The sequence below is a fragment of the Spirosoma litoris genome, from assembly GCF_054776755.1.
Genome location: NZ_BAAHBI010000077.1, coordinates 1 through 20,432 on the forward strand (window position 1 = coordinate 1; position 20,432 = coordinate 20,432).

General features: G+C 45.7%; 21 protein-coding genes. 8 read left to right on the forward strand and 13 right to left on the reverse strand.

Annotation, left to right across the window (positions count from 1 at the left end; translation table 11 throughout):
* Window positions 1-296 precede the first annotated feature (296 nt).
* Window positions 297-1,172, forward strand: coding sequence for a MerR family transcriptional regulator (locus ACYVGR_RS36985; RefSeq protein WP_460965851.1), 876 nt, complete (start codon window positions 297-299; stop codon window positions 1,170-1,172).
* A gap of 9 nt (window positions 1,173-1,181) precedes the next feature.
* Here ACYVGR_RS36985 and ACYVGR_RS36990 read toward each other — a convergent pair whose 3' ends face one another.
* Window positions 1,182-2,144: a YheT family hydrolase gene (locus ACYVGR_RS36990; protein ID WP_460965853.1), complete on the reverse strand. Its 963-nt coding sequence runs from the start codon at window positions 2,142-2,144 to the stop codon at window positions 1,182-1,184.
* Between the two features lie 53 nt (window positions 2,145-2,197).
* On the opposite strand from ACYVGR_RS36990, the gene ACYVGR_RS36995 reads away from it, so the two are divergent.
* Entirely contained in the window at window positions 2,198-2,641 is a 444-nt protein-coding gene (locus ACYVGR_RS36995) for a hypothetical protein (RefSeq protein ID WP_460965855.1), read from the forward strand.
* 2 nt (window positions 2,642-2,643) lie between these two features.
* Here ACYVGR_RS36995 and ACYVGR_RS37000 read toward each other — a convergent pair whose 3' ends face one another.
* The 7 genes from ACYVGR_RS37000 to ACYVGR_RS37030 all read right to left on the reverse strand — a co-directional run bounded on the left by ACYVGR_RS37000 (window position 2,644) and on the right by ACYVGR_RS37030 (window position 9,790).
* Window positions 2,644-3,414 (reverse strand): glycosyltransferase family 2 protein, encoded by a 771-nt coding sequence (locus tag ACYVGR_RS37000; protein WP_460965857.1) that lies wholly within the window; start codon window positions 3,412-3,414, stop codon window positions 2,644-2,646.
* 54 nt (window positions 3,415-3,468) lie between these two features.
* Entirely contained in the window at window positions 3,469-4,425 is a 957-nt protein-coding gene (locus tag ACYVGR_RS37005) for a glycosyltransferase family 2 protein (RefSeq protein WP_460965859.1), read from the reverse strand.
* 86 nt (window positions 4,426-4,511) lie between these two features.
* Window positions 4,512-5,324: a hypothetical protein gene (locus ACYVGR_RS37010; protein ID WP_460965860.1), complete on the reverse strand. Its 813-nt coding sequence runs from the start codon at window positions 5,322-5,324 to the stop codon at window positions 4,512-4,514.
* 72 nt (window positions 5,325-5,396) lie between these two features.
* Entirely contained in the window at window positions 5,397-6,344 is a 948-nt protein-coding gene (locus ACYVGR_RS37015) for a glycoside hydrolase family protein (RefSeq protein WP_460965887.1), read from the reverse strand.
* A 34-nt stretch (window positions 6,345-6,378) separates the two neighbouring features.
* Window positions 6,379-7,452: an NAD-dependent epimerase/dehydratase family protein gene (locus tag ACYVGR_RS37020; RefSeq protein WP_460965862.1), complete on the reverse strand. Its 1,074-nt coding sequence runs from the start codon at window positions 7,450-7,452 to the stop codon at window positions 6,379-6,381.
* A gap of 224 nt (window positions 7,453-7,676) precedes the next feature.
* The gene (locus ACYVGR_RS37025; RefSeq protein WP_182459724.1) at window positions 7,677-7,955 is read right to left on the reverse strand and encodes a hypothetical protein; all 279 of its coding nucleotides are present in this window, start codon (window positions 7,953-7,955) and stop codon (window positions 7,677-7,679) included.
* 104 nt (window positions 7,956-8,059) lie between these two features.
* A complete protein-coding gene (locus ACYVGR_RS37030; RefSeq protein ID WP_460965865.1) occupies window positions 8,060-9,790 on the reverse strand; it encodes a M3 family oligoendopeptidase in 1,731 nt (576 codons plus the stop codon).
* Window positions 9,791-10,029: 239 nt separating this feature from the next.
* Here ACYVGR_RS37030 and ACYVGR_RS37035 point away from each other — a divergent pair, with 239 nt between their 5' ends.
* A complete protein-coding gene (locus ACYVGR_RS37035; protein WP_460965867.1) occupies window positions 10,030-10,419 on the forward strand; it encodes a BlaI/MecI/CopY family transcriptional regulator in 390 nt (129 codons plus the stop codon).
* A 105-nt stretch (window positions 10,420-10,524) separates the two neighbouring features.
* The gene (locus ACYVGR_RS37040) at window positions 10,525-12,768 is read left to right on the forward strand and encodes a M56 family metallopeptidase (RefSeq protein WP_460965869.1); all 2,244 of its coding nucleotides are present in this window, start codon (window positions 10,525-10,527) and stop codon (window positions 12,766-12,768) included.
* A 74-nt stretch (window positions 12,769-12,842) separates the two neighbouring features.
* Here ACYVGR_RS37040 and ACYVGR_RS37045 read toward each other — a convergent pair whose 3' ends face one another.
* From ACYVGR_RS37045 to ACYVGR_RS37055, 3 genes are all read right to left on the reverse strand, one after another.
* On the reverse strand, window positions 12,843-13,913 hold the full coding sequence (locus ACYVGR_RS37045) for a 2Fe-2S iron-sulfur cluster-binding protein (protein WP_460965870.1): 1,071 nt from the start codon (window positions 13,911-13,913) through the stop codon (window positions 12,843-12,845).
* A gap of 140 nt (window positions 13,914-14,053) precedes the next feature.
* Entirely contained in the window at window positions 14,054-14,902 is an 849-nt protein-coding gene (locus tag ACYVGR_RS37050) for an N-acetylglucosamine kinase (protein WP_460965872.1), read from the reverse strand.
* Window positions 14,903-14,970: 68 nt separating this feature from the next.
* Window positions 14,971-15,222, reverse strand: coding sequence for a cytochrome b5 domain-containing protein (locus tag ACYVGR_RS37055; RefSeq protein ID WP_460965874.1), 252 nt, complete (start codon window positions 15,220-15,222; stop codon window positions 14,971-14,973).
* A 104-nt stretch (window positions 15,223-15,326) separates the two neighbouring features.
* Here ACYVGR_RS37055 and ACYVGR_RS37060 point away from each other — a divergent pair, with 104 nt between their 5' ends.
* The 4 genes from ACYVGR_RS37060 to ACYVGR_RS37075 all read left to right on the forward strand — a co-directional run bounded on the left by ACYVGR_RS37060 (window position 15,327) and on the right by ACYVGR_RS37075 (window position 18,355).
* Window positions 15,327-15,791, forward strand: coding sequence for a hypothetical protein (locus ACYVGR_RS37060; RefSeq protein WP_460965876.1), 465 nt, complete (start codon window positions 15,327-15,329; stop codon window positions 15,789-15,791).
* Between the two features lie 137 nt (window positions 15,792-15,928).
* Complete coding sequence (thiL, locus tag ACYVGR_RS37065; RefSeq protein WP_460965878.1) at window positions 15,929-16,954, forward strand: thiamine-phosphate kinase; 1,026 nt, start codon at window positions 15,929-15,931, stop codon at window positions 16,952-16,954.
* 49 nt (window positions 16,955-17,003) lie between these two features.
* Window positions 17,004-17,891: a cyclase family protein gene (locus ACYVGR_RS37070; RefSeq protein ID WP_460965880.1), complete on the forward strand. Its 888-nt coding sequence runs from the start codon at window positions 17,004-17,006 to the stop codon at window positions 17,889-17,891.
* A gap of 20 nt (window positions 17,892-17,911) precedes the next feature.
* Window positions 17,912-18,355, forward strand: coding sequence for a hypothetical protein (locus tag ACYVGR_RS37075; RefSeq protein ID WP_460965882.1), 444 nt, complete (start codon window positions 17,912-17,914; stop codon window positions 18,353-18,355).
* A gap of 10 nt (window positions 18,356-18,365) precedes the next feature.
* Here the strand turns inward: ACYVGR_RS37075 and ACYVGR_RS37080 are convergent, their stop codons facing one another.
* Both ACYVGR_RS37080 and ACYVGR_RS37085 read right to left on the reverse strand, forming a co-directional pair.
* A complete protein-coding gene (locus ACYVGR_RS37080) occupies window positions 18,366-18,938 on the reverse strand; it encodes a hypothetical protein (RefSeq protein WP_460965884.1) in 573 nt (190 codons plus the stop codon).
* Window positions 18,939-19,056: 118 nt separating this feature from the next.
* Window positions 19,057-20,127 carry a mannose-1-phosphate guanylyltransferase gene (locus ACYVGR_RS37085; protein ID WP_460965885.1) on the reverse strand — a complete coding sequence of 357 codons (1,071 nt, stop codon included), beginning with the start codon at window positions 20,125-20,127 and terminating at the stop codon, window positions 19,057-19,059.
* Between the last annotated feature and the right edge of the window lie 305 nt (window positions 20,128-20,432).

Genomic DNA, 20,432 nt, shown 5'->3' on the forward strand with positions numbered 1-20,432 from the left:
CCGGGCGTTGTCGAAGGTAAAAGCGATCAATAATCTGTCAACCTATTTTAGGACGGGTCACCCCTGGTCATACTAATCTGGTTAATTAGTCACTAACTAAGTATTCTATAGATTTGATTTATTAGTATTAAATACTATTTTTGTTGAACTTTTATAGAAAGAAGATTAAACAAACTTAACATCCATCGGTTTCCTGTTTATAATTCAACAAGGGAAATATCTATACTCCGCACCAGCTTCGTTTAATTGAGTTTACGACAGATGCCTTATAGGTTTATTCTTTGCAGTCTTGTTTTATGAGTACCTATTCCATAAGAGATTTAGAGCAGCTTTCAGGAATTAAAGCCCATACGTTGCGAATTTGGGAGCAACGGTACGCCATTATTGCCCCGCAACGAACTGATACCAACATCCGAACGTATGACGATCAGGATTTGAAGCTTGTGCTGAATATTTCTTTATTGAAGGATCACGGCTACAAAATTTCGGAAATCTCGAAACTCTCACCCGAAGAGTTATATCGTGAAGTTGTTAGTGTTTCAGAACGACGTCTTACCTACCCTGATCAGATTCACGCGCTGACGCTCTCCATGATCGACCTGGACGAGGAAGGGTTCGAGAAAATTATTCGTGATAATTCGCTTCAATTTGGGTTTGAAAATACGATGATCAATATCATCTACCCCTTTTTGAATCGCATTGGTACACTTTGGGCCACAGGTTCTGTTGGTCCCGCCCAAGAGCATTTTATTTCGAACTTGATCCGGCAGAAGCTTATTGCTGCGATAGATGGTCAGAGCAAGCAGTCGGCTACGGGTAAAAAATACGTTCTGTTTCTTCCCGAAGGCGAGTTTCACGAAATCAGTTTATTATTTGCCGACTATATCATCCGCGCCCGCTCGAATAAAGTCATTTATTTAGGCCAAAGTCTGCCATTCAATGAATTGGAATTCGTTTATGAGCGACATAAGCCCGATTATCTGCTTACTATTCTCACATCACAGCCAGCTAGTCATGAGGTCCAGCCTTTCGTAAATCGACTTGCCACCGCTTTTCCGGAGTCGCAAATACTGTTAACTGGCTACCAGATTGTTGGTCAGGGAATCGACACGCCCGACAATGTGATGATTATTAATCAAATCAACGAACTCGTGCGTATTGCCAAGAATTAATGCTTCTGATCAATTTCCGTTAATAAATGACAAGGCCCTACGTTCTGCGTATGTATGTTCATCGCGGGCGATCTGAAAACCAACGTGGCCACCGGTCCGGGGCGTTTCTAAAAAAATATATTTATGGGACTCCGCCAGCCAATCCGGCGAACACTCTGGCGAGAGTAAAGGGTCATTCTGTGCATTAAGCAGCAAGGTTGGTACAGCAATGTTAGGCATGAAATTAACGGCCGATGCCTGCGTATAGAAATCGTCAGCATCACGATAGCTATTGACTGGGGCCGAAAAAAACTCATCAAAATCCCGCCATTTTTTCACATTTCGTAATTGGCTCATATCCAATCGGCCTGGAAATCGGTCGGCCTTCTGACTCACTTTGGCAACTAGTTTCTTCATGAATCGATTGCGGTAGAATCGGTTGGATGGGCGGTCGAGCAGTACCGCGCTGGCACCCAAATCAGTTGGGGCAGAAATGGCGATACCTTGCTTAACTGCATCGGGAAGCTGTTTTCCGTGAACACCCAGGTATTTCAGGGTGATATTTCCACCCATGCTATAACCGATCAGTGCTAGTTCCGCATATCGTTTTGTTTGCAGCGCATGATCGATAACCTCGCCTAAATCGCCGATTTCGCCGTGGTTATAGAGCCGAAACTCCCTGTTCATTTCGCCACTACATGAACGACAATTCCAAGCCAGCACATCGTATCCGTGTTTGGCAAATAGTTTGGCCGTTCCCAGTATATATTGTCGACCACTGTCGCCCTCCAGGCCGTGTGTTAGGACAACCAGGCGATTTTTACCACCGTCGATCCAATCCAGATCAACAAAGTCGCCATCGGTTAGCGTTAATCGCTCACGTTCGTAGGTAACCCCTGTCACTTTACGTGTGAGGCTGGGAATGATCGTTTGCAGATGGCCGTTATATTGCAACGCAGGAGGCCCAGAATAAGCAGAATGAATCAGCGGCATATTAACCAAACAACGGATACATTTACATCGTTGTTCCAGTACAAACGATAGTCATGCATATTGCCAAATACATTTCCGTGATCATTGCCAGTACGATCAAATTCGTTGGGGGGCCACTCTCGGGGGTCACGCTTGGACTAACCTGGCTCGAAACCGCGATTTGTACAACAGTAGGTATGATGCTGAGTGTTGTAGTTGTTACGTACGCTGGAGCCGCTTTGCAAGCCCTATGGCAACGCTATCGGCCAAGCACGCCCAAACGATTTACAAAGCGTACGCGACTGGCAATCCGTATATGGAAACGGGCTGGCCTAGCCGGTATCGCGCTCTTAACCCCACTCATTCTGACACCAATTGGTGGCACTATTATAGCCCTTTCGTTTGGAGTCAAACGCGGCCAACTGATGCTGTATATGCTTATCAGCGCGGCCGCGTGGGCCGTTGTTCAGACACTCGCTTTTTACCAGATTCCGGGCCTGAAAGGAATTTTAGGCTAATACTACCGGCTTACCGTTTGTGCGGGCGTAGTCGCTGTTTTTTTGCGAAAATCCCCTTGTGAAAAATATTTCTCGATCAGGCAGTACATCAGAATGAAGAAGTAGCGGCTCCCCATTTCTTTAATTTTCAGCTTCGACTCACCGTATTTCCGATTGGTCCAGCTATTGGGAACTACCTCATACGAATAGCCTCGTACAATTGCTTTGAGGGGTAATTCGACCGTCAGGTTAAAATGGGGCGCTAGAAATGGCTTTACTCCTTCAATCGTCTCGCGTTTGTAGAGTTTAAATGCGTTGGTTGTATCGTTGTATTTAATACCCATCACTATCCGTACAATGAAGTTAGCAACACGGTTAATGACTTTTTTCAACTCAGGGTAGTCAATTACTTTACCATCTTTTCCCCAGCGCGAGCCAAATACAGCATCGGTACCCGTTTCCATCATTTTATGATAGAACTTCACTAAATCCTCTGGATCGTCGGACAAATCGGCCATAAACACAGCGACACAATCACCCGAAAACCGTTCCAGACCGTAGCGTACTGCATAGCCAAATCCATTTGGTCCAGGATTGGTATAATAAACCAGTGTCGGGATTTCCGTTGCCGCTAACTGCTCTAGTACCTTCAGCGTGCCATCTTTGGAGTTATCGTTTGTAACACAGATTTCATGAGGAATTCCGTGCTTGGCCAGTGTTTGATAGAGCACGCGCAACGTTGGTGGCAACGACTCTTCTTCATTGTAGGCAGGAATAACAACGCTTAATTTCATATGTAGTCAGGTACGGACAAGATCCGCAATTGATGGTTAATTCATCCGCATCGCCTATCGATGTGGCAACAGGCGCAACGTGCTATAGACTTTAGCAACTGGCCGCGGTACAATATAGTCTCTAATAACGGCTTTTGTTTTATCCCAGCCTGGCTTTGCCATATAAAGGTATTTAACCGCCAGAGCTGCCCGTCGGAAATAGCTATCCTTATACTGTTGAGAATCGAGCATCATTCGATAATAGCGAGCCATATTTCGGCGCAGCAAATCATTATATTGATAATCGAGCTCCTTATTAATGTCACTATACATTTGAATCCTATTCCGGAGGAAGGTTTCATTCTGATAGTTATCATGAAAGCTGGCTCCAGCCCGATTCTTCCGATATACAGACATAACATCCGGAATATACCCAATCTTACCCAGCTTAGCTTTCAGGATCAAGCGCGGAATATCGCCACTCGACGACTCGCGAAACCAGGCAGGGTACTCTTTGATGCTATTTCGATACATTGTGCTCGATGTAGCCATAAACCAGATTTCATCCTCCCCAATCAAGTCTTCTACCGTATAAAACGGTTTCATGTCATCGCCATTGAGTACATGAGATGGGCTCCCATCTTCATACGTAATCAATGCATTATGGAAGCTCATTGAATAGTCAGGATGGGCATCCAGCTGATCGGCCTGCTTCTGAAGTTTCAGTGGATTGGTTAAGTAATCGTCGCCATCAATTAAAGCGTAGTACTCACCTTTAGCCAGCTTCAACGTTTCCAGAAAGTTAATGCCGCCATTTTTACCCATGTTGTGCGGATGCAAGACACCAATAACCAGGCCTGGGTACTGGCGTTCGTATTCCTGAATAATCTCTCGTGTACCATCGGTCGAAAAATCATCGCCAACTAATATTTCGATAGGGAACGTTGTCTTCTGCGCCAAAACACTATCAATAGCTTCGCGAATGAATTTCTTCTGGTTGTACGTGATAATCAGGACACTAACTTTTATCATAACTAGTCTGTAGTAAGGAATAAACCAGGAGGCATCAGAAAAGTTTCCCCTCCGATGCCTCCTGGTTTATTCCTATCACTTTATTTCTATACAGTTACCTCTTTAGCGGTTTGAATATGGGATTTCCAACCTTGAGGCTCATCTTTTTCGGCAGGTTTCCCCCAAGGGTCATAGAAGGGCAGAATAGCTACCCAACGACCAGCGGGATCATCCCAGCTAAAACGGTCCGCAAAACTTGACGGGCTAACCCAGTGAGGCAGATCGTACCGGAATAAAATAATATCGCCCATGTCCTGATAGCCTTCTGTTTCAACAATATGATCGTTGATAACATAACCTGTTCCGCCTGAATTGTAATCTTTCCCGTATTGGTTCAGAGCCAGAATAGTACCTACTTTTTGTGGATTAAGCGGGTGCCAGTGCCGACCAAAGAAACTACCACCCAATGGGTAATGCGTTACCTGCGGATGAAAATAGGGCTGGCCTTTCCGAATACCGTACTCTTCATTGTTACCCGTCAGGTTATTCCAGAATTGACGCAGGGGATTAAAAACCTCCATCAACGTTTGTTGCGTTGGTTCTTCAAGGTCAAGAATAGCATCGAAGGTATGATCGTGAAACAACTGCGGAGCCTGTTGAATTTTGGCAATGTGCAGCCGTTGTTTGTGCTGATTATTGTCGAAGGAATCGGGAGCCTCTGCCAACGGCGTCTTGGATGCCCAGGCATGCGTAGCTTCGATAACGTTACGAAGCGTTTGTTCCGGAATACCTGTTTTAATAATAACAATATTAGGCTCGTTGACCAACCGCATTACCTCTTCATATGGAATCTCGGGCACGATCTGGCCATCCTTGAATTGAGCATCAACCTTTATAATGTATTTTGCTACTTCTTTCATGGTTATTCGCTTACTGATTTCGTACAAAGTAGGCGGCTACCTACATAAAATGCAAATTCCTCTACCCTGATTTTAATCAGTTTTCGACTGAGTGGCATAGCCAAATCCAGACGCACCAAAACCGTTTCCGTTATAGAACATAACCCATTGATTCTGATGTGGGAAAATGTGGCAATAGTCCATCATCAGTGAGTCCCAGCCATCAGCCGAACGCTCAATACCCGCTAATTCATCTTTCCGGACCCAGTTAATGCCATCTTCTGATTCAGCATAACCAATCCGATAACTACGCTGAACGTCGGTACGGTAGTTCGTTGCATTCCGATAGGAAAAATACATTTTGTACAAATTCCCATCTTTATAAACGGTAGGTCGCCCAATAGCATCCGTAAATTCATCATAGCCTACGCAAACATGTCCCGTACGCTCCCAATGAATTCCATCTGTTGACTCGGCATACTTAACATCGTAAAATGGCTCAGGATGGCCCTGGATCACTTCGATTTTGGTACAGGACAAATACCACATCCGCCACCGGATAGATCCATCGGCCTGCTCTTCACGTATAACGCAGGGCTGAGCTACCCAAACCTGATCAAATATATATCGATCTAGTAACGGCCCTGTAAACTTACGCTCAAACGTTAAGCCACCATCCCGGCTAATAGCCAGCCCAATACCGAGCCGATAACTAGCGGTTTCGCTCTTGTTCCAGCCGGTATAGTATAGCCAAATTTCGTCGCCAACGGGCAGAAACCAGGACGGCATCGTTCCCGTTTCGTCAAACATGCCCACGTCTCCTTTGCTTAAGCAGGGCTTGTCGTGCACATAAACTACTTCGGAAAGATTATCAGGATTCAATTCAACAAATGACACGGCCGATGATACGTTCTCATCGCGTGTAGAGAAATAAACCCGCAACTTATCCTGCATCGGGTAACCAAATGGCACTTGCGCATGGGTTCGGCTGAACGGCTGCGAACCATCGGGTTTATAAATCAATCCTTTTTTTTCCCAGATCATCAATTCAGGTATTCGATACTTTCCTTGTAACTTATTTCGCCACAGATAAACGGGCAGCCATACTGTCGTGAATCTGGCTCATTGTTTCTTTCAAATCGAACGTCCAGTCCCAATTAGGATAGTGCTGTTTGAATTTAGACAGGTCAGAAATGTACCAGATATGATCACCGCTCCGGTTGGTTTCTGAATATTGGTAGTTCATTTTGTTGCCCGAAATTTCTTCACAAAGCGCAATGGCTTCGAGCATGGAGCAGTTGGCATAACGACCACCGCCCGCGTTATACACTTCGCCTGGACGTGGATTCTGGTAGAAATGCCAGAACATGTTTACCAAATCCCAGCTATGAATATTATCGCGAACCTGCTTGCCTTTATACCCAAAAATGGTGTACTGATTTCCGGTGATGGCACATTTCATCAGGTACGACAGGAATCCATGCAATTGTGCGCCCGAGTGATTCGGCCCCGTTAGGCAACCGCCCCGGAATACGCCGGTATTCATACCAAAATAGCGACCGTACTCCTGCACCATAATATCAGCAGCCACTTTCGATGCCCCAAAAACTGAGTGCTTTGTATGATCGAGACTCATGTGCTCGTCGATACCATTTTCGAAGTAGAGGTGATTATGGTCGATTTCCCAGCGCGTTTCGGTTTCAATTAGCGGCAGGAAGTTCGGGTTGTCGCCGTAAACTTTGTTTGTCGACGTAAAGATAAAGACCGCTTCAGGGCAATGAAGTCGGGTCATTTCGAGCATGTTAAGCGTCCCTACCGCATTTACACCGAAATCGGTGAACGGCTCACGAGCAGCCCAGTCATGGCTTGGCTGTGCGGCCGTGTGCAAAACCAGCTTAATATCAGTGCCGAATTCCTTGAAAATTAATTCCAGTTGCGGGACCTCCCGAATATCGGCGGCACGGTGAACGTAATTTGAATAGGTGTCGGCCAAACGATTACGGTTCCATTCTGTCGAGCCATCAGCTCCGAAGAAGTACTGCCGCATGTTATTATCAATTCCGACAACGAGGTCAAACTTATCAGCAAAAAAAGCAACGGCTTCACTACCAATCAAACCAGCAGAACCCGTAACCAGTGCAATTTTCATATAGTTATTTGTGCGCAAAGGCGGTTAGCTAACAAAATAATACTCTTTTCAGACTCTATTTGAGTGAACAAAGTAACGCAAAAATTTACATTTACATTGTTTTTTGGCACATTAGATTGCCTGGCAGGAGGAGCTTTTTAGCCAGCGGTCTGGCAAAATAAAAGCGATGAATCAGCCATTATTTGCCGATTCATCGCTTTTATTTTGCCATTAGCCAATCGTTATTACAGGCTTTGGGTCGTGTTCCGAGGTCCAAATAATTTCTCACGGATTTTCTGCGCCTTCGCATCTAACTCCGGATTAGCCGTGTAGGTGTATTTTGATTGAACAGCAGCCGAATCTTTACCTTTTCCGTATACTTCAGGGTCACCAGCCTTGTAATCGGAACGGAAATCTTCTGCCCGGTAGTCTGCCTGGCGGACTGAGTTATATTTTTGATAGTCACACGATGCCAGCGACATCACCACCACAGCCAACAAACCTATATTGAGTACGCGTTTCATAGCCACTTGATTACGAATTGATTCGACAAAAATAAGAAACAGTCGTTAGCCAACAGTCGTTAGTAGTCAGTTTTTTTCTTTTCCAGCCTATTAGCAGACGACAACTACCCTAATTTCTTTATTTCTTCCCCTACGAAGGTCATCAGCTCCTGAATATTTTCGTGCGAAAAGTCGAAGGGTACGTTAGCGGCTGCGTATATCTCCCGAATGGGTGCTTTGTAGCCTAAACTCAATGCCTTTTTATAGCCTGCTAGTCCCGCTTTAGGGTCTCGTCGGTAGTTTCGCCAAACACCAATGGCACCTAATTGCGCAATACCATACTCGATATAATAGAAAGGCACTTCGTATAAGTGCAACTGACGCTGCCAGATATACTCCTGATAAAACGCGAAGCCATCCCAATTGGTCACTGTATCGGCAAACTGGTTGTAAATCCGAAGCCAGTTTTCACGCCTTTCGGCATCGGTATGCTCTGGATGCTCATAAATCCAGTGTTGGAATTTATCGATCGTAGCCACCCAGGGAAGCGTTTCGATAATGGATTCCAGATGCTGAAGCTTGGCTCGCCGAAGCTCATCGGGGTTTTCGAAAAACACGTCCCAGTGATCCATAGAAAGTAATTCCATACTCATGGAGGCCAATTCGGCAACTTCCATAGGCGGATTACGGAATGCTTTCAGTGGTAAATCGCGAGTTAAGAAAGAATGAACCGCGTGCCCGCCTTCGTGAACCATCGTCACCAAATCGCGTAGACTTGAGGTAGCGTTCATGAAAATGAAGGGTACACCAATTTCTTCGAGCGGATAATTATAGCCTCCAGGTGCTTTCCCTTTTCGTGATTCCAAATCAAGGTGACCCATCGCGCGCATAATCCGCAGATCATCGCCTAATTCCTTGTCGAGCCGGTCGAAACAGGTGATGGCTTTTTCCAGCAGCTCGTCTCCCGTAGCAAACGGTTTCAAAGGCGCGCGCCCTTCTACGTCGACTTTAGCATCCCAGGGGCGCAATGGATCAACTGCTAATTTATTCTTTCGTTCAGCAGCCAGGTCATTGAGTAGTGGTACAACAGCTTCGGCTACAGATTCATGAAAATTGAAGCAATCTTGTGGTGTGTAATCAAACCGACCCAATGCCGCAAACGAGTAATCCCGGAAATTGGCAAAGCCAGCATTCACAGATATTTTATGACGGAGGGCCCGCAACCGGTCGAACAACTGGTCAAGTTCTTCGTGATCCTGATAACGACGCTCCCAGATTTTGCGCCAGGCCTCTTCACGTACAGCCCGATCGGTGGATTGCAGTCGATCACTAGCTGCGGGTAGGGTCATTTCCTGGCCGTCAATTGTTACAGTCATGGCACCAACAATGGCGCCATATTTTCGTTCTTCGGTCTGAAGTTCAGTTTGAAGCGGAATATTTTCTTCCCGGAAAATCTCGATCGCCTTCTTCATACCCCGTACCATAATATCGTACCCCTCGTCGGTCAGCTCACTTAAAAATGGGCTATTCACCGCTTTCAGGTCAAGATCATTGCTGTACGCGGTCATGGGTGGCTGAATCTCGGCAATAAAGAAGTTGAGATTATTGACTAGTTCTTCATTAGCCGTATCACAGGTCATTCGAATGTAACGCCACGCAAAATCTTCCGACAAATACGATTCTAGTTCACTTCGGTCGAGTAACCATTGGCGCAGGTCATCGGCGTTGTTCAGCGGTCGTGCCAGCAGGTCATCGAAAAGTGGTTTAACATCGTCCCAGCTTTGCAGGCTTATAGCCTCACCAATAAATGGGCGGGCAGGCCGAGTTGGGATAGTCAGGGTTTCGTTTGCAGTCATTGTTAAATGATAAGATTCTAGAGATTCTTTTGATGTTGCGGATTCTACTCCATTTAGATGCTATTTGTATAGAATGCATCTGTATAGAATCTGTGGACTGAATTACCAAAGAAACATACACCCAGCAGAATCTACAAGAATCCTTCCTAAAGAAGCTATTCTAAAACTTTTTTGTTCACAAATTTGCATCTACGAAATCCTTCGTATATGTTTGCTACGAAATTATTCGTAGATCAAATATGAAGCCCACGGACTCTGAATTGGAAATCCTGCATGTGCTCTGGACCAATGGCCCCAGCACAGTACGTCAGGTACACGATACGCTGAGCCAAAGCCGAGACCTCGGTTATACAACGGCTCTGAAATTAATGCAGATTATGTACGAAAAAGGGCTGCTTTCACGCGAAGAAGATGGTCGCTCTCATACCTATACAGCGGCAGTCAGCGAAGAAGATACCCAACGGAACTTAGTTGACCGTTTTGTTGAAACGGCCTTTCGAGGATCAGCCTCGAAGTTAGTCATGCAGATACTCGGGCAGCATAAGACTTCTCGTGAAGAATTAGATGAGATTAAAAATTTGCTGAGTGATCTGAACCGGGACGCCGGCCGCCGGGATTTATCTGATTGAACTGATTGGCTTGATTCTATAAAGAATGATTTATGATTTTAAGTGAGTGCTTTCAGTCAGGTTTTGTAAAAATGATTTTATACACTTAACGATTTCCTATAACTCATGAACGCTTTCCATTTTTTGTCGAATTCAGTGGTGGATGCCCTGGGCTGGACGCTACTCCATGCGCTCTGGCAGGGTTTTGCGTTGGTTTTACCGGTAGCCGTAGTCCTTCATCTTCTGCGGAACCAATCCAGTATGCTGCGCTATCGCGTTAGTGTGCTTACCTTGCTCACCCAACTTTTGGTATCGGGGGCTACATTTATCTGGTATTATGAGCCAGTTGTTGAGAATCAACCAATCGTGCCGTCAGCCGCTATCCACTATGCTAAATTGGTTCGCTGGCAAACCGTGACACAAACTTTACCCTGGCAGCAACAAACGCAGCTATTTCTGGAAAGGCATCTGAGTCAATTTGTTCTGATCTACTTAATTGGCGTGGCCTTGTTCGGATTGCGACTGGTAGGTGGTTGGCTTTACCTACAGCGGCTAAGCAAAACAGCTACGCAGCCTGCCACCCAAAACTGGCTTTCGTTAACGAACCAGCTTCGCTCGGCCCTGACGATCAAAACTGTTGTGCAAGTTCGTGAATCGGCTCGCATTGCAGTACCCATGGTAGTTGGCATGTTAAAGCCCGTTTTATTGCTCCCTATTGGCTTAACCACAAGTCTGTCTATGCGTGAAGTTGAAGCGGTTTTGGCGCACGAATTAGCCCACGTAAAACGGCATGATTACGCTGTGAACCTACTCCAATCGGTTATTGAAGTGCTCTATTTCTTTCATCCTGCGCTGTGGTGGCTATCGGCTCGTGTACGAGAAGAGCGTGAACATTGCTGTGATGATTTAGCGGTAGAAGCTTGCGGAGGCAATGGTCGTATTCTGGCACAAGCGCTTGCTCGTGTGGAAGAACTGCGGCTTATGCAGCTTGAACAGACCCCAGCTTTGGCGATGGCATTTGCGTCAAAACGGCAGCACTTATTGCATCGGGTTCGTCGGGTTCTGGGTGTTCCAACCCGCCCCTTCGTCTCCAATGCCAGTCTGGCCGGTTTAACCCTTGCGACTGTCTTGCTGATGAGTGTATCGGTTTATGCCGTACAGAAACAGGATGACTTTAAAAAGGCAACCAAACAACCCAAGCCTGCCCATTCGACCCGTCGACATAAAATTGATGGTAATTCAGAATATGGTATGATCGATGACAAAAAAGTGGGCTATGTGATCTGGAAAGGCCAAAAACTGTCGGCAGCCCGATTAACTAAATTACAAACTCAATTGAATCAGGTGATGAATGGGCAGCTATCGCTTGATGCGGTGAAACAATCTGACCGCGATATTCTGCTAACGATCATTGAAAAGAATCAGGCGTTTGACAGTGGAATGGGCGCTTTGGCCGAAGGCTTATCGCACATTGATTACGATAACATTGTGGCATCGGCACTGAAAAACGTTCCCCTCAGCCCAGATGGAACGGTGGAAGGCTTAGCGAAAGTCGATTATAAAAGCATTATCGACAATGCATTTGCGTCAATTCCTCGCGTTAGTCACGATACATTCGTGTCAGACAATGACACCCTTGCTCCTCAACGTGCTTTCCAGCAACGGCAGATTGATAGCTTAAGTCGACTCATGGCCGAACGATCGCAACAGATTCAAACTTTACACCTTCAGATGGAGAAAATGCAGTTCCCTATTGAAGAATTCGGACGAAACCAACAGATGTTGGAGTGGCGCAAAGAGAAGCTGATGCAGTTACGTAATAATCTCATTGAGAAGCAACAACAGATGATGCGTCAGGATGGGAAACAGAAATTAAGTCTGGAAGAAATTGAGAAGCAAGTAGCTGCTTTTGAACCAGAAATAAAGAAACAGGAAGCTAGTATTGAAGAGGCCAATCGGCAGTTAGAAGCTACTCAGGCAAAATTACAGGAGGCTCGAAAACCGCTGGAAAAACTAGAACTCGAATCTCACCAGTTAGATGCACAACTAGAACGGTTATCAGTAGAAATGGAACGACATGGCGAAAGACTATCCCGAATAACTAGCGACCTATCCAATCTGGATATGGACATGGATGTGAATGTCAACGTCAACACAGGCAGAGGCCGTATTACACGCACTCCGCGTGCCCCACGTGCTCCTCGCCCTGCAATAGCGCCCAAAGTCGATGTAGTAGTACCCGCAGCACCCGCGGCACCAGCAGTACGTGCTCAGGCAGCTCCAGCAATTGCTCCTCCTACTCCCCCTGCACGGGTTGCCAAACCCCGTTCGGCTCCGAAACCAGCAGTAGCACCTAAAATCGACGAGTAGGGAATAAGTTCTCTAAACAAACATAGGGGAGATAGCATCGGCCATCTCCCCTATGTTTGTTTAAACACAGTCTGTTACTCAATCTCAATAACTACATTCGGACCTACGGGATGAGCTACGCAGGTCAGCACGTAACCAGCCTTTAGTTCCGACTCAGATAAACCGTCCTCTTCGTCCAGTTTTACCTTACCCGACGTACAGCGCCCCAGACAGGCCGTACACATACCTGCTTGACAGGAGTAAGGCAAGTCAATATCCAAATCCAGTGCTGCTTCCAGAATGGTTTGATGAGGGGCAACGGCGAATTTATACTCGCTACCTTCATACAGGACCGTTACTTCTGGTGTTCCATTATCGGCAGCCGTAACGGGTTCTTCAACCACTTCACCCGCCATAACTGGCGCCGTAGCATAGCTTTCTTTATGAACGTGTTCCGAAGAAACACCAACCAACGATAGGGCAGAGCGCACTTCGGCCATCATACCATCGGGTCCACACAAATAAAAACTCGCATTTTGGCGTTCGGAGGCCGGAAGCTGATCTAATAGTTTCGTTAAGGTATGCTGGTTCAGGCGACCTTCGGCACCAGTCCAACCTGCGCTGGGCTGACTCAGAATATGTGTTACCTGAAAGCGCGAACGCCCGTAACCCTGCTCCATCGCATCTAAATGCGCTTTATAAATAATGGATTCCTGGTTACGATTACCATAGATCAGCCACACCCGGCTGTTGGGCTCTACGTGCATCGCCGATTTCGCCATCGAGAAAAGTGGCGTAATACCACTACCAGCGCCAATCAGGATAATTGTTCGCCGATTTTGAGGGTCAAGTTTCGGAACAAACGTGCCCATAGGCTCCAGGGTTTCCAGAATATCGCCGGGTTGGATACGATCGCAGAGGTAATTCGAGGCCAGTCCACCCGGAACACGCTTTACTGATACAGACAAAGATACATCAACGTGGGGCGACGACGCCATTGAGTACGACCGGCGTATCTTTTGCCCATTTATGTTGAGTAAAAAAGTCAGAAACTGCCCCGGCTGATAGCGAACTTCTTCGTTAATGGGGTGCCAGAAGCTTATTGTCACCGCATCGGGCGTTTCCCGAACGATGTCTTTTATTTTCAAAAAATACCGATTTGCCATTATTCAGGAGGTTGTCCGTTTACGATTTACAGTATTCGGTTTACGGCGGGTCGACACATCAACAATTATGCACCACCCCACCATAAACCGAATACTATAAACTGTAAAACATTTGCAAAAGTACGGCGAACACACGGAACTTACCCATTTTTATGGAATTCAACTAACTGTTCGGCAGGTGCTTTTAGAATAGTACCCATTGTTAAGCCTGTTTGTTTTATCGCCTGTTGCAATGGTTTCGCAAAATAGTAAGCAATCGACCCTACAAAATGAACCGGCCACGAACCAGCTTCGGGAAACCGTTTGACATAGGTGGTCAGAAATAAAGCAAAGGCCTCCGTCACCAAATTGGCGATGTAAGGATGCTCCAGATGCTCGGATAAGAATGGCGTAAATGCGGCAAAGTACCGATTAGGAAAAGGCTTTTGATAGGCATTTTCAAGTAGCGTTGGACGATCCAGCGCATAACGCGTTTGAAAAGCTTCGCGGAGTTCGGCGGGTAATCGCTCCTGAAAAAAATCCCGAACGAGCGTTTTACCCAAGTATCCTCCGCTTCCCTCATCGCCCAGCCAAAACCCAAGTGATTGAATACCTCGTGTAAGTTGACCTCCCTCATAGCAGCAGGCATTTGACCCTGTTCCCAAAATACAGGCTATTCCGGATTGGTGACCGATTGCTCCTCGGGCAGCTCCCAGCATATCGCTATTTACCTCAACAACTTGCAAACCAGGCAATACTGCCTGAAGCGCATCGGCAACAATAGAATTCACCGTTGGTCCGGTACAACCAGTTCCGTAAAAAAACACCTTCGTGATATCGGTATCGTTTAGGTATGGAATCAGTTGCGCCTGCAACGTATTAACCATTTGAGCAGTACTCTGATAATAAGGATTGAATCCATCCGTTTGAATAGCGTGTGTACTGCCATTGGTATCAACAAGTCGCCAGTCGGTTTTAGTTGATCCGCTATCAGCGATCAGAATTTTCATGTTTAACAATTTCAGATTCCAGGTTCAAAATTTCACGTTTAGTCGGGTATAACATGAAATCTTAACCATTAGATTAATTTACCAATCGCTGGGAAGCGACTAAAAACACGGTCGGTATGGGGAGCATCAGCCAGTTCATCGGTAAGATCTTGTCCGGCCCAGTGTTCATAATGCTTCCCATTACGCCATAAACGCGATGTTGACAGGTCATAAATAATACCTTCATACGCACACCAGATTTCGTCACGATCCTGCCCATTGCGTAAAGCCAACTGCATACGGGTGTACGATGGTAATGAACTTGGGGTAGTAATCGACATACGTCCGTTGGCTCAAACAAATGAATTATTAGGCATCAATTTTGCGAGTGCCAACAAAATTAGCGTAACTTTAGCCACTCTGATTCTCTTGCATTTGATTAACTATGAGAAAGACTTATTCTATCGCTTTTCTTTCAGTATTAACCCTGTTTAGCCTACTGGTGATGGGCTGTGGTGGTAGTAAGGTAGCTCCCGTTTCAGAGCGAATTGCCAAAGTCTGGACAGCTAGCAAAGTGGATGAAACGGGCCTTAATACTGGCAGTGTGACTGTTTATACAAGAGGAGGAACAGGCAACATTCGCAACTATACGGGCTTTAAGCTTGATCTGAGTGCTGCGCCAACTGTTAAATACACCGAATTCGACGGTAACACCTTTACAGGTCAATATTCGCTGCCCGACGATAATACCCTAAAACTGACGAACCTGAACCCTTCGCCAACAGGCGACAATGGAACCATCACCTTTACGATTAACTCCATTGACGATAGCAACTTAAAACTTACCCGAACAACAGCCAGCCAGAAGACAGGTAATACCACAAACGTCTACACGCTGACAAATCCATAAGGCATTCGCAAACCAATTATCAGAAAAAGCCGTTCCGTATGTCAAATCGGAACGGCTTTTTTAATGGATAATGAACATGTACAATGATCGTATCTATCAATGCATTATTCATTGGCCATTATTCATTACTAGTTATCATGACAGACTTAAATACTCTTGGCGAAATCGGATTAATTGAACGAATTCGGCAGGCAACCCCTCAACCTACTCATCCAGAAACCGTACGTGGCATTGGCGACGATGCCGCTGTATTCGATTGGGGTGATGAATACGGCTTACTCACCACCGATATGCTCGTAGAGGGTATTCATTTTGACCTAACCTACGTACCGCTGAAACATCTCGGTTATAAAGCTGTAACCTTTGGCGTATCAGATATTGCCGCCATGAATGGCTTGCCTATACAGGTAACAATTAGTATTGGATTAAGCAGCCGATTCCCCGTTGAGGCCATCGATGAGCTGTACGAAGGTATCCGGGCGGCCTGCGAAGCTTACAACGTGGATTTAGTTGGGGGCGATACCACTTCCTCCCGTTCGGGATTAATTATTTCCGTCTCCGTTCTGGGAAAAGTCCCTAAGGATTTAATTACGTACCGAAATACAGCCCAGCCAAACGACGTAATCTGCGTAACGGGCGATTTGGGTGCCGCTTATCTGGGTTTGCAGTTGTTAGAACGCGAAAAACAGGTGTTTCTGGCCGATCCGAATATGCAACCTAATTTATCGGAGGAGCGAGCCTATCTGGTGCAGCGCCAACTTCGCCCTGATGCCCGCACTGATATGGTTCATGAGCTTCGTGATCTCGGCATTCGTCCTACGGCTATGATCGATATTTCGGATGGATTAGCTTCTGAACTGCTCCATCTTTGTCAGCAATCGGGTACAGGAGCGGTAATTTTTGATGAGAACTTACCAATAGATGACCAGACGCATTTGGCAGCCGACGAGTTCAAGATAAGTCCGGTGACGGCTGCGTTGAATGGTGGCGAGGACTATGAACTCTTATTTACGGTTCGTCCGCAGGCGTTTGAAAAACTGGAAACCAACGCCCGCATTACGGCCATCGGCTACCTAACGCCCGACCCAAACCAAATTGTTTTATCCACAAAAGCTGGCCAACAAACGCCAATTCGGGCGCAAGGCTGGGAGAGGAAAAGCTAATTGACAAACCTGGCACGAGTAAATACTCGCGCCGGAGACGAATCCACAAATGCAAAAGCGAGTTAAGTTCGATTTTGAGTTCTACTTTACCAATGGGGGTAGTTTAAAAGGGGAAGATTTCCGACTGGATATTGAAGGCGAGACGATTTCGGATCAGGCCCTAATAGACTACGTTATTGCTGATTTACGCCTACTAATGGTTGGTCAGGCCCGTATTCTCAATAAAGAAATCATAACCGAAGCCCACAAACGTGCATCGACCGATAAAACGGAAAGACGAAATCAGCTCATTGACTTGAGTCATACCATTGAAGCTGGTTTGGTCACCTATAAAGGTCTTCCCGCTCCTATTGTTTGTGACTACCTGAGCCGAGAAAACTCACGCCTGTTTTATGAAGCAGGCACGGAGTTTCAGATTGGCAAAATTGAGATGGTGACCAATACAGGTACCTATCTGGATTGTCCGTTTCATCGGTTTGAGCATGGCAAAGACTTATCAGAAGTAGGTCTGGAAGCGTTTACGAACCTGGAGGGCATTGTTATAAGAGTACCTTATTCCGAAACACTGGCCGTTACAGAAGCTCATTTACGGAATTATGAACTTCGGAACCGCGCCGTTTTAATTCATACGGGTTGGGATGAATTCTGGAATACCGAAACTTACTACGAAAATCACCCGTTTCTAACCGCTGATGCTGCATTATACCTGCGCGATTGTGGCGTTAAATTAGTTGGGATCGACTCGCATAACATTGATGACACAACCGGCAAAAGCCGCCCGGTGCACACAACCTTGTTAGGAGCCGATATTTTGATTGTTGAGCATTTGTGCAACCTTGCGCTAGTGCCCCAAACAGGCTTTACCTTTAGTGCCGTTCCGCCTAAGTTTAAAGGTGTTGGAACATTTCCGGTACGCGCAATGGCCACTGTTCATTAAGCCTAACTTCTTATACGCTTATGCGCTTTACGTTAAACCCGCTTGCATCCTGGCTAGTAATTTTCACGATAAGCTTGTTATCTCTGACTGGCTGCAAAAAAACTGAGTCGACACCAGCACCAGACCCTAATCTAGCATCTGCCATATCCGGCCGATATATCGTTACGACCATTACGACAAGTGGAAGCACCCAACCGATTTCGATTGTCAATGGGTTGGTTGTTATAGTACCTAATGGAACCGCGCTGGACGTAGTAAACGTCACATTATCTTACATGACTGCCAGTGCATCCGGGAGTTCCGCTTTTTCGGAATTGAAAACACTTTCGTTACAGCGATCGGGCAACGCCATTGATTTGTATTCGGGCACAACTAAAGTGGGCAGTTGGACAACCACAAGCTTAACGTTTACGAATTATCCGTTTAACAATTCAACCGTGAGCTTTGCCGCAACAAAAGAGTGAATTGTCGCGTTTATTTCACCCGAACGAACTTTGAATAACAACGCCGTTCACAACGGGGCTGAAGCAGCATCGTATCTGCGTTAAATTTCAATCCCTGCTGAAAGTAGACATTAGCCCGGTTGGTCGTAATATACAAATTAAGAAATAGACTGTCGGGGTATGTTGTATCGACCAGGAAATACTTGATTGGGTAGTAGTACGACATTGTATCTCCCTTGGCGCTCAACTTACCATCCGTATTAAACGTCAATGTTTGTGGCAGGCGATCGGAGTAGTGACCCGTACGGTCAACTGATTTCGTCGTGATAATCGTGTCTTTTTCAAAATGGGCTTTTACCAGGACAGAGTCGATCACGTACTGATTATTGACAAAAGTTGAGTCGATTTTGTAATAATCACCCACTGAGACCGAGTCAATCAAGGTATCATTGACAATTACGGGGTATAATCGCTCAACAAGGCGCCACGTACCTGTAATGCGGGGATCACTTGCACCGGGCGAAAAATTAGCATCCGATTCCTTACACTCTATGAGTAGAGTTGCAAGCAGTAGGGTTAGGCTTAGGTAGAGAACTTTTTTCACGAGTTAATCAGCAGCTTATAAGGCTAACGAACAGACGGTTTGAGTCATTGCCCAATCGGTTTTGTTCGTAGGCGATCTTCCCAAATAGGTGAGCCATTCGGGAAGATCTTACGCCAGCTTAAACAAACTCCGTGCCTCGTTCTTTAGCATCGGCGACAAAGTTCTTCACTTTCTGTTCTTCTTCCTTGCGGCAGATCATCAGAACGTTGTCGTACTCGGCCACAATATAGCCATCCAGACCATTCACCACGACAAGGCGATCCTTTGGCGTCTTGATAATACAGTTTTTGGTATCGTAAAGCATGATATGACCGTCAATCACGTTGAAGTCTTCGTTCTTATCCGATACTTCATACAACGATTTCCAGGTGCCCAAATCCGACCAGCCAAAGTCGCTCAGAACAACATATACGTTTTGCGCCTTCTCCATAATGCCATTATCGATGGAGATGCTCTTTGTAAGTGAGTACGCTTTATCAACAAACGCGCTTTCCTTCTCGGTGTAATAAGCGCCTTTTCCTTCTTCAAAAATTTCGGCAACTTCAGGTAGGTATGCCTCAAATGCGTTGATAATTGCCTGGGCATTCCAGACAAAAATACCTGCATTCCAAACGAATTCGCCACTTTCGACAAACTGTTGCGCCAGTTCGAGGTGTGGCTTTTCGGTAAAGGTTTTTACCTTTTTAATGCCCTCGCCCGATTCAGGAATGTACTGGATATAACCATAGCCGGTATCGGGACGGCTTGGCTGAATACCGAGCGTTACCAGAATCTCCTGCTCTTTCGTAGCTTCCAGCGCTTTTTGAATCGTACGCTGAAACTCTTCTTCCTTCAGGATAATATGATCGGCAGGAGCAACGACAATATTCGCTTCCGGATCTTGCTGGGCTATTTTATAACAGGCATAGGCAACGCAGGGAGCCGTGTTCCGGGCAATGGGTTCACACAAAACCTGATCATCCGAAAGCTGTGGTAACTGCTCCTGACAAAGGTCTTTGTAGAGTGAACTGGTAACTATATAAATATTTTCGGGGGGGCAGATGCCATTAAAGCGATCGGCCGTTTGTTGAAGCAGCGTTCGGCCTGTGCCGAGAACATCGTGAAATTGCTTAGGATAACTTGTTCGGCTGAAAGGCCAGAATCGTGTTCCGACGCCCCCCGCCATAATAATTACATACGTATGATTCATTGATATTGACCTAATTTATAACAAAGTTGCTATTATCTTATCGTTTTTATACCAGAAAAGTTTAGTATTCTTATCATGGGCCTATACTCGACTTATCAGCTTTCCAATAAAATTGACAATTTACAGGTAAACCGAAACAATGCATATTTACCAATACTACTTATTAGTATCTTCAAGTATTTTCTTTTAATAATTCATTAATTTTCCTTAAAACAACCCAAAGGTTATTTCGACAGCAAAGGTACACTAGTACTCTTCCAATTTAATGATTAGATAAAATTAAGTATCTTTCCGACATGGGCCAA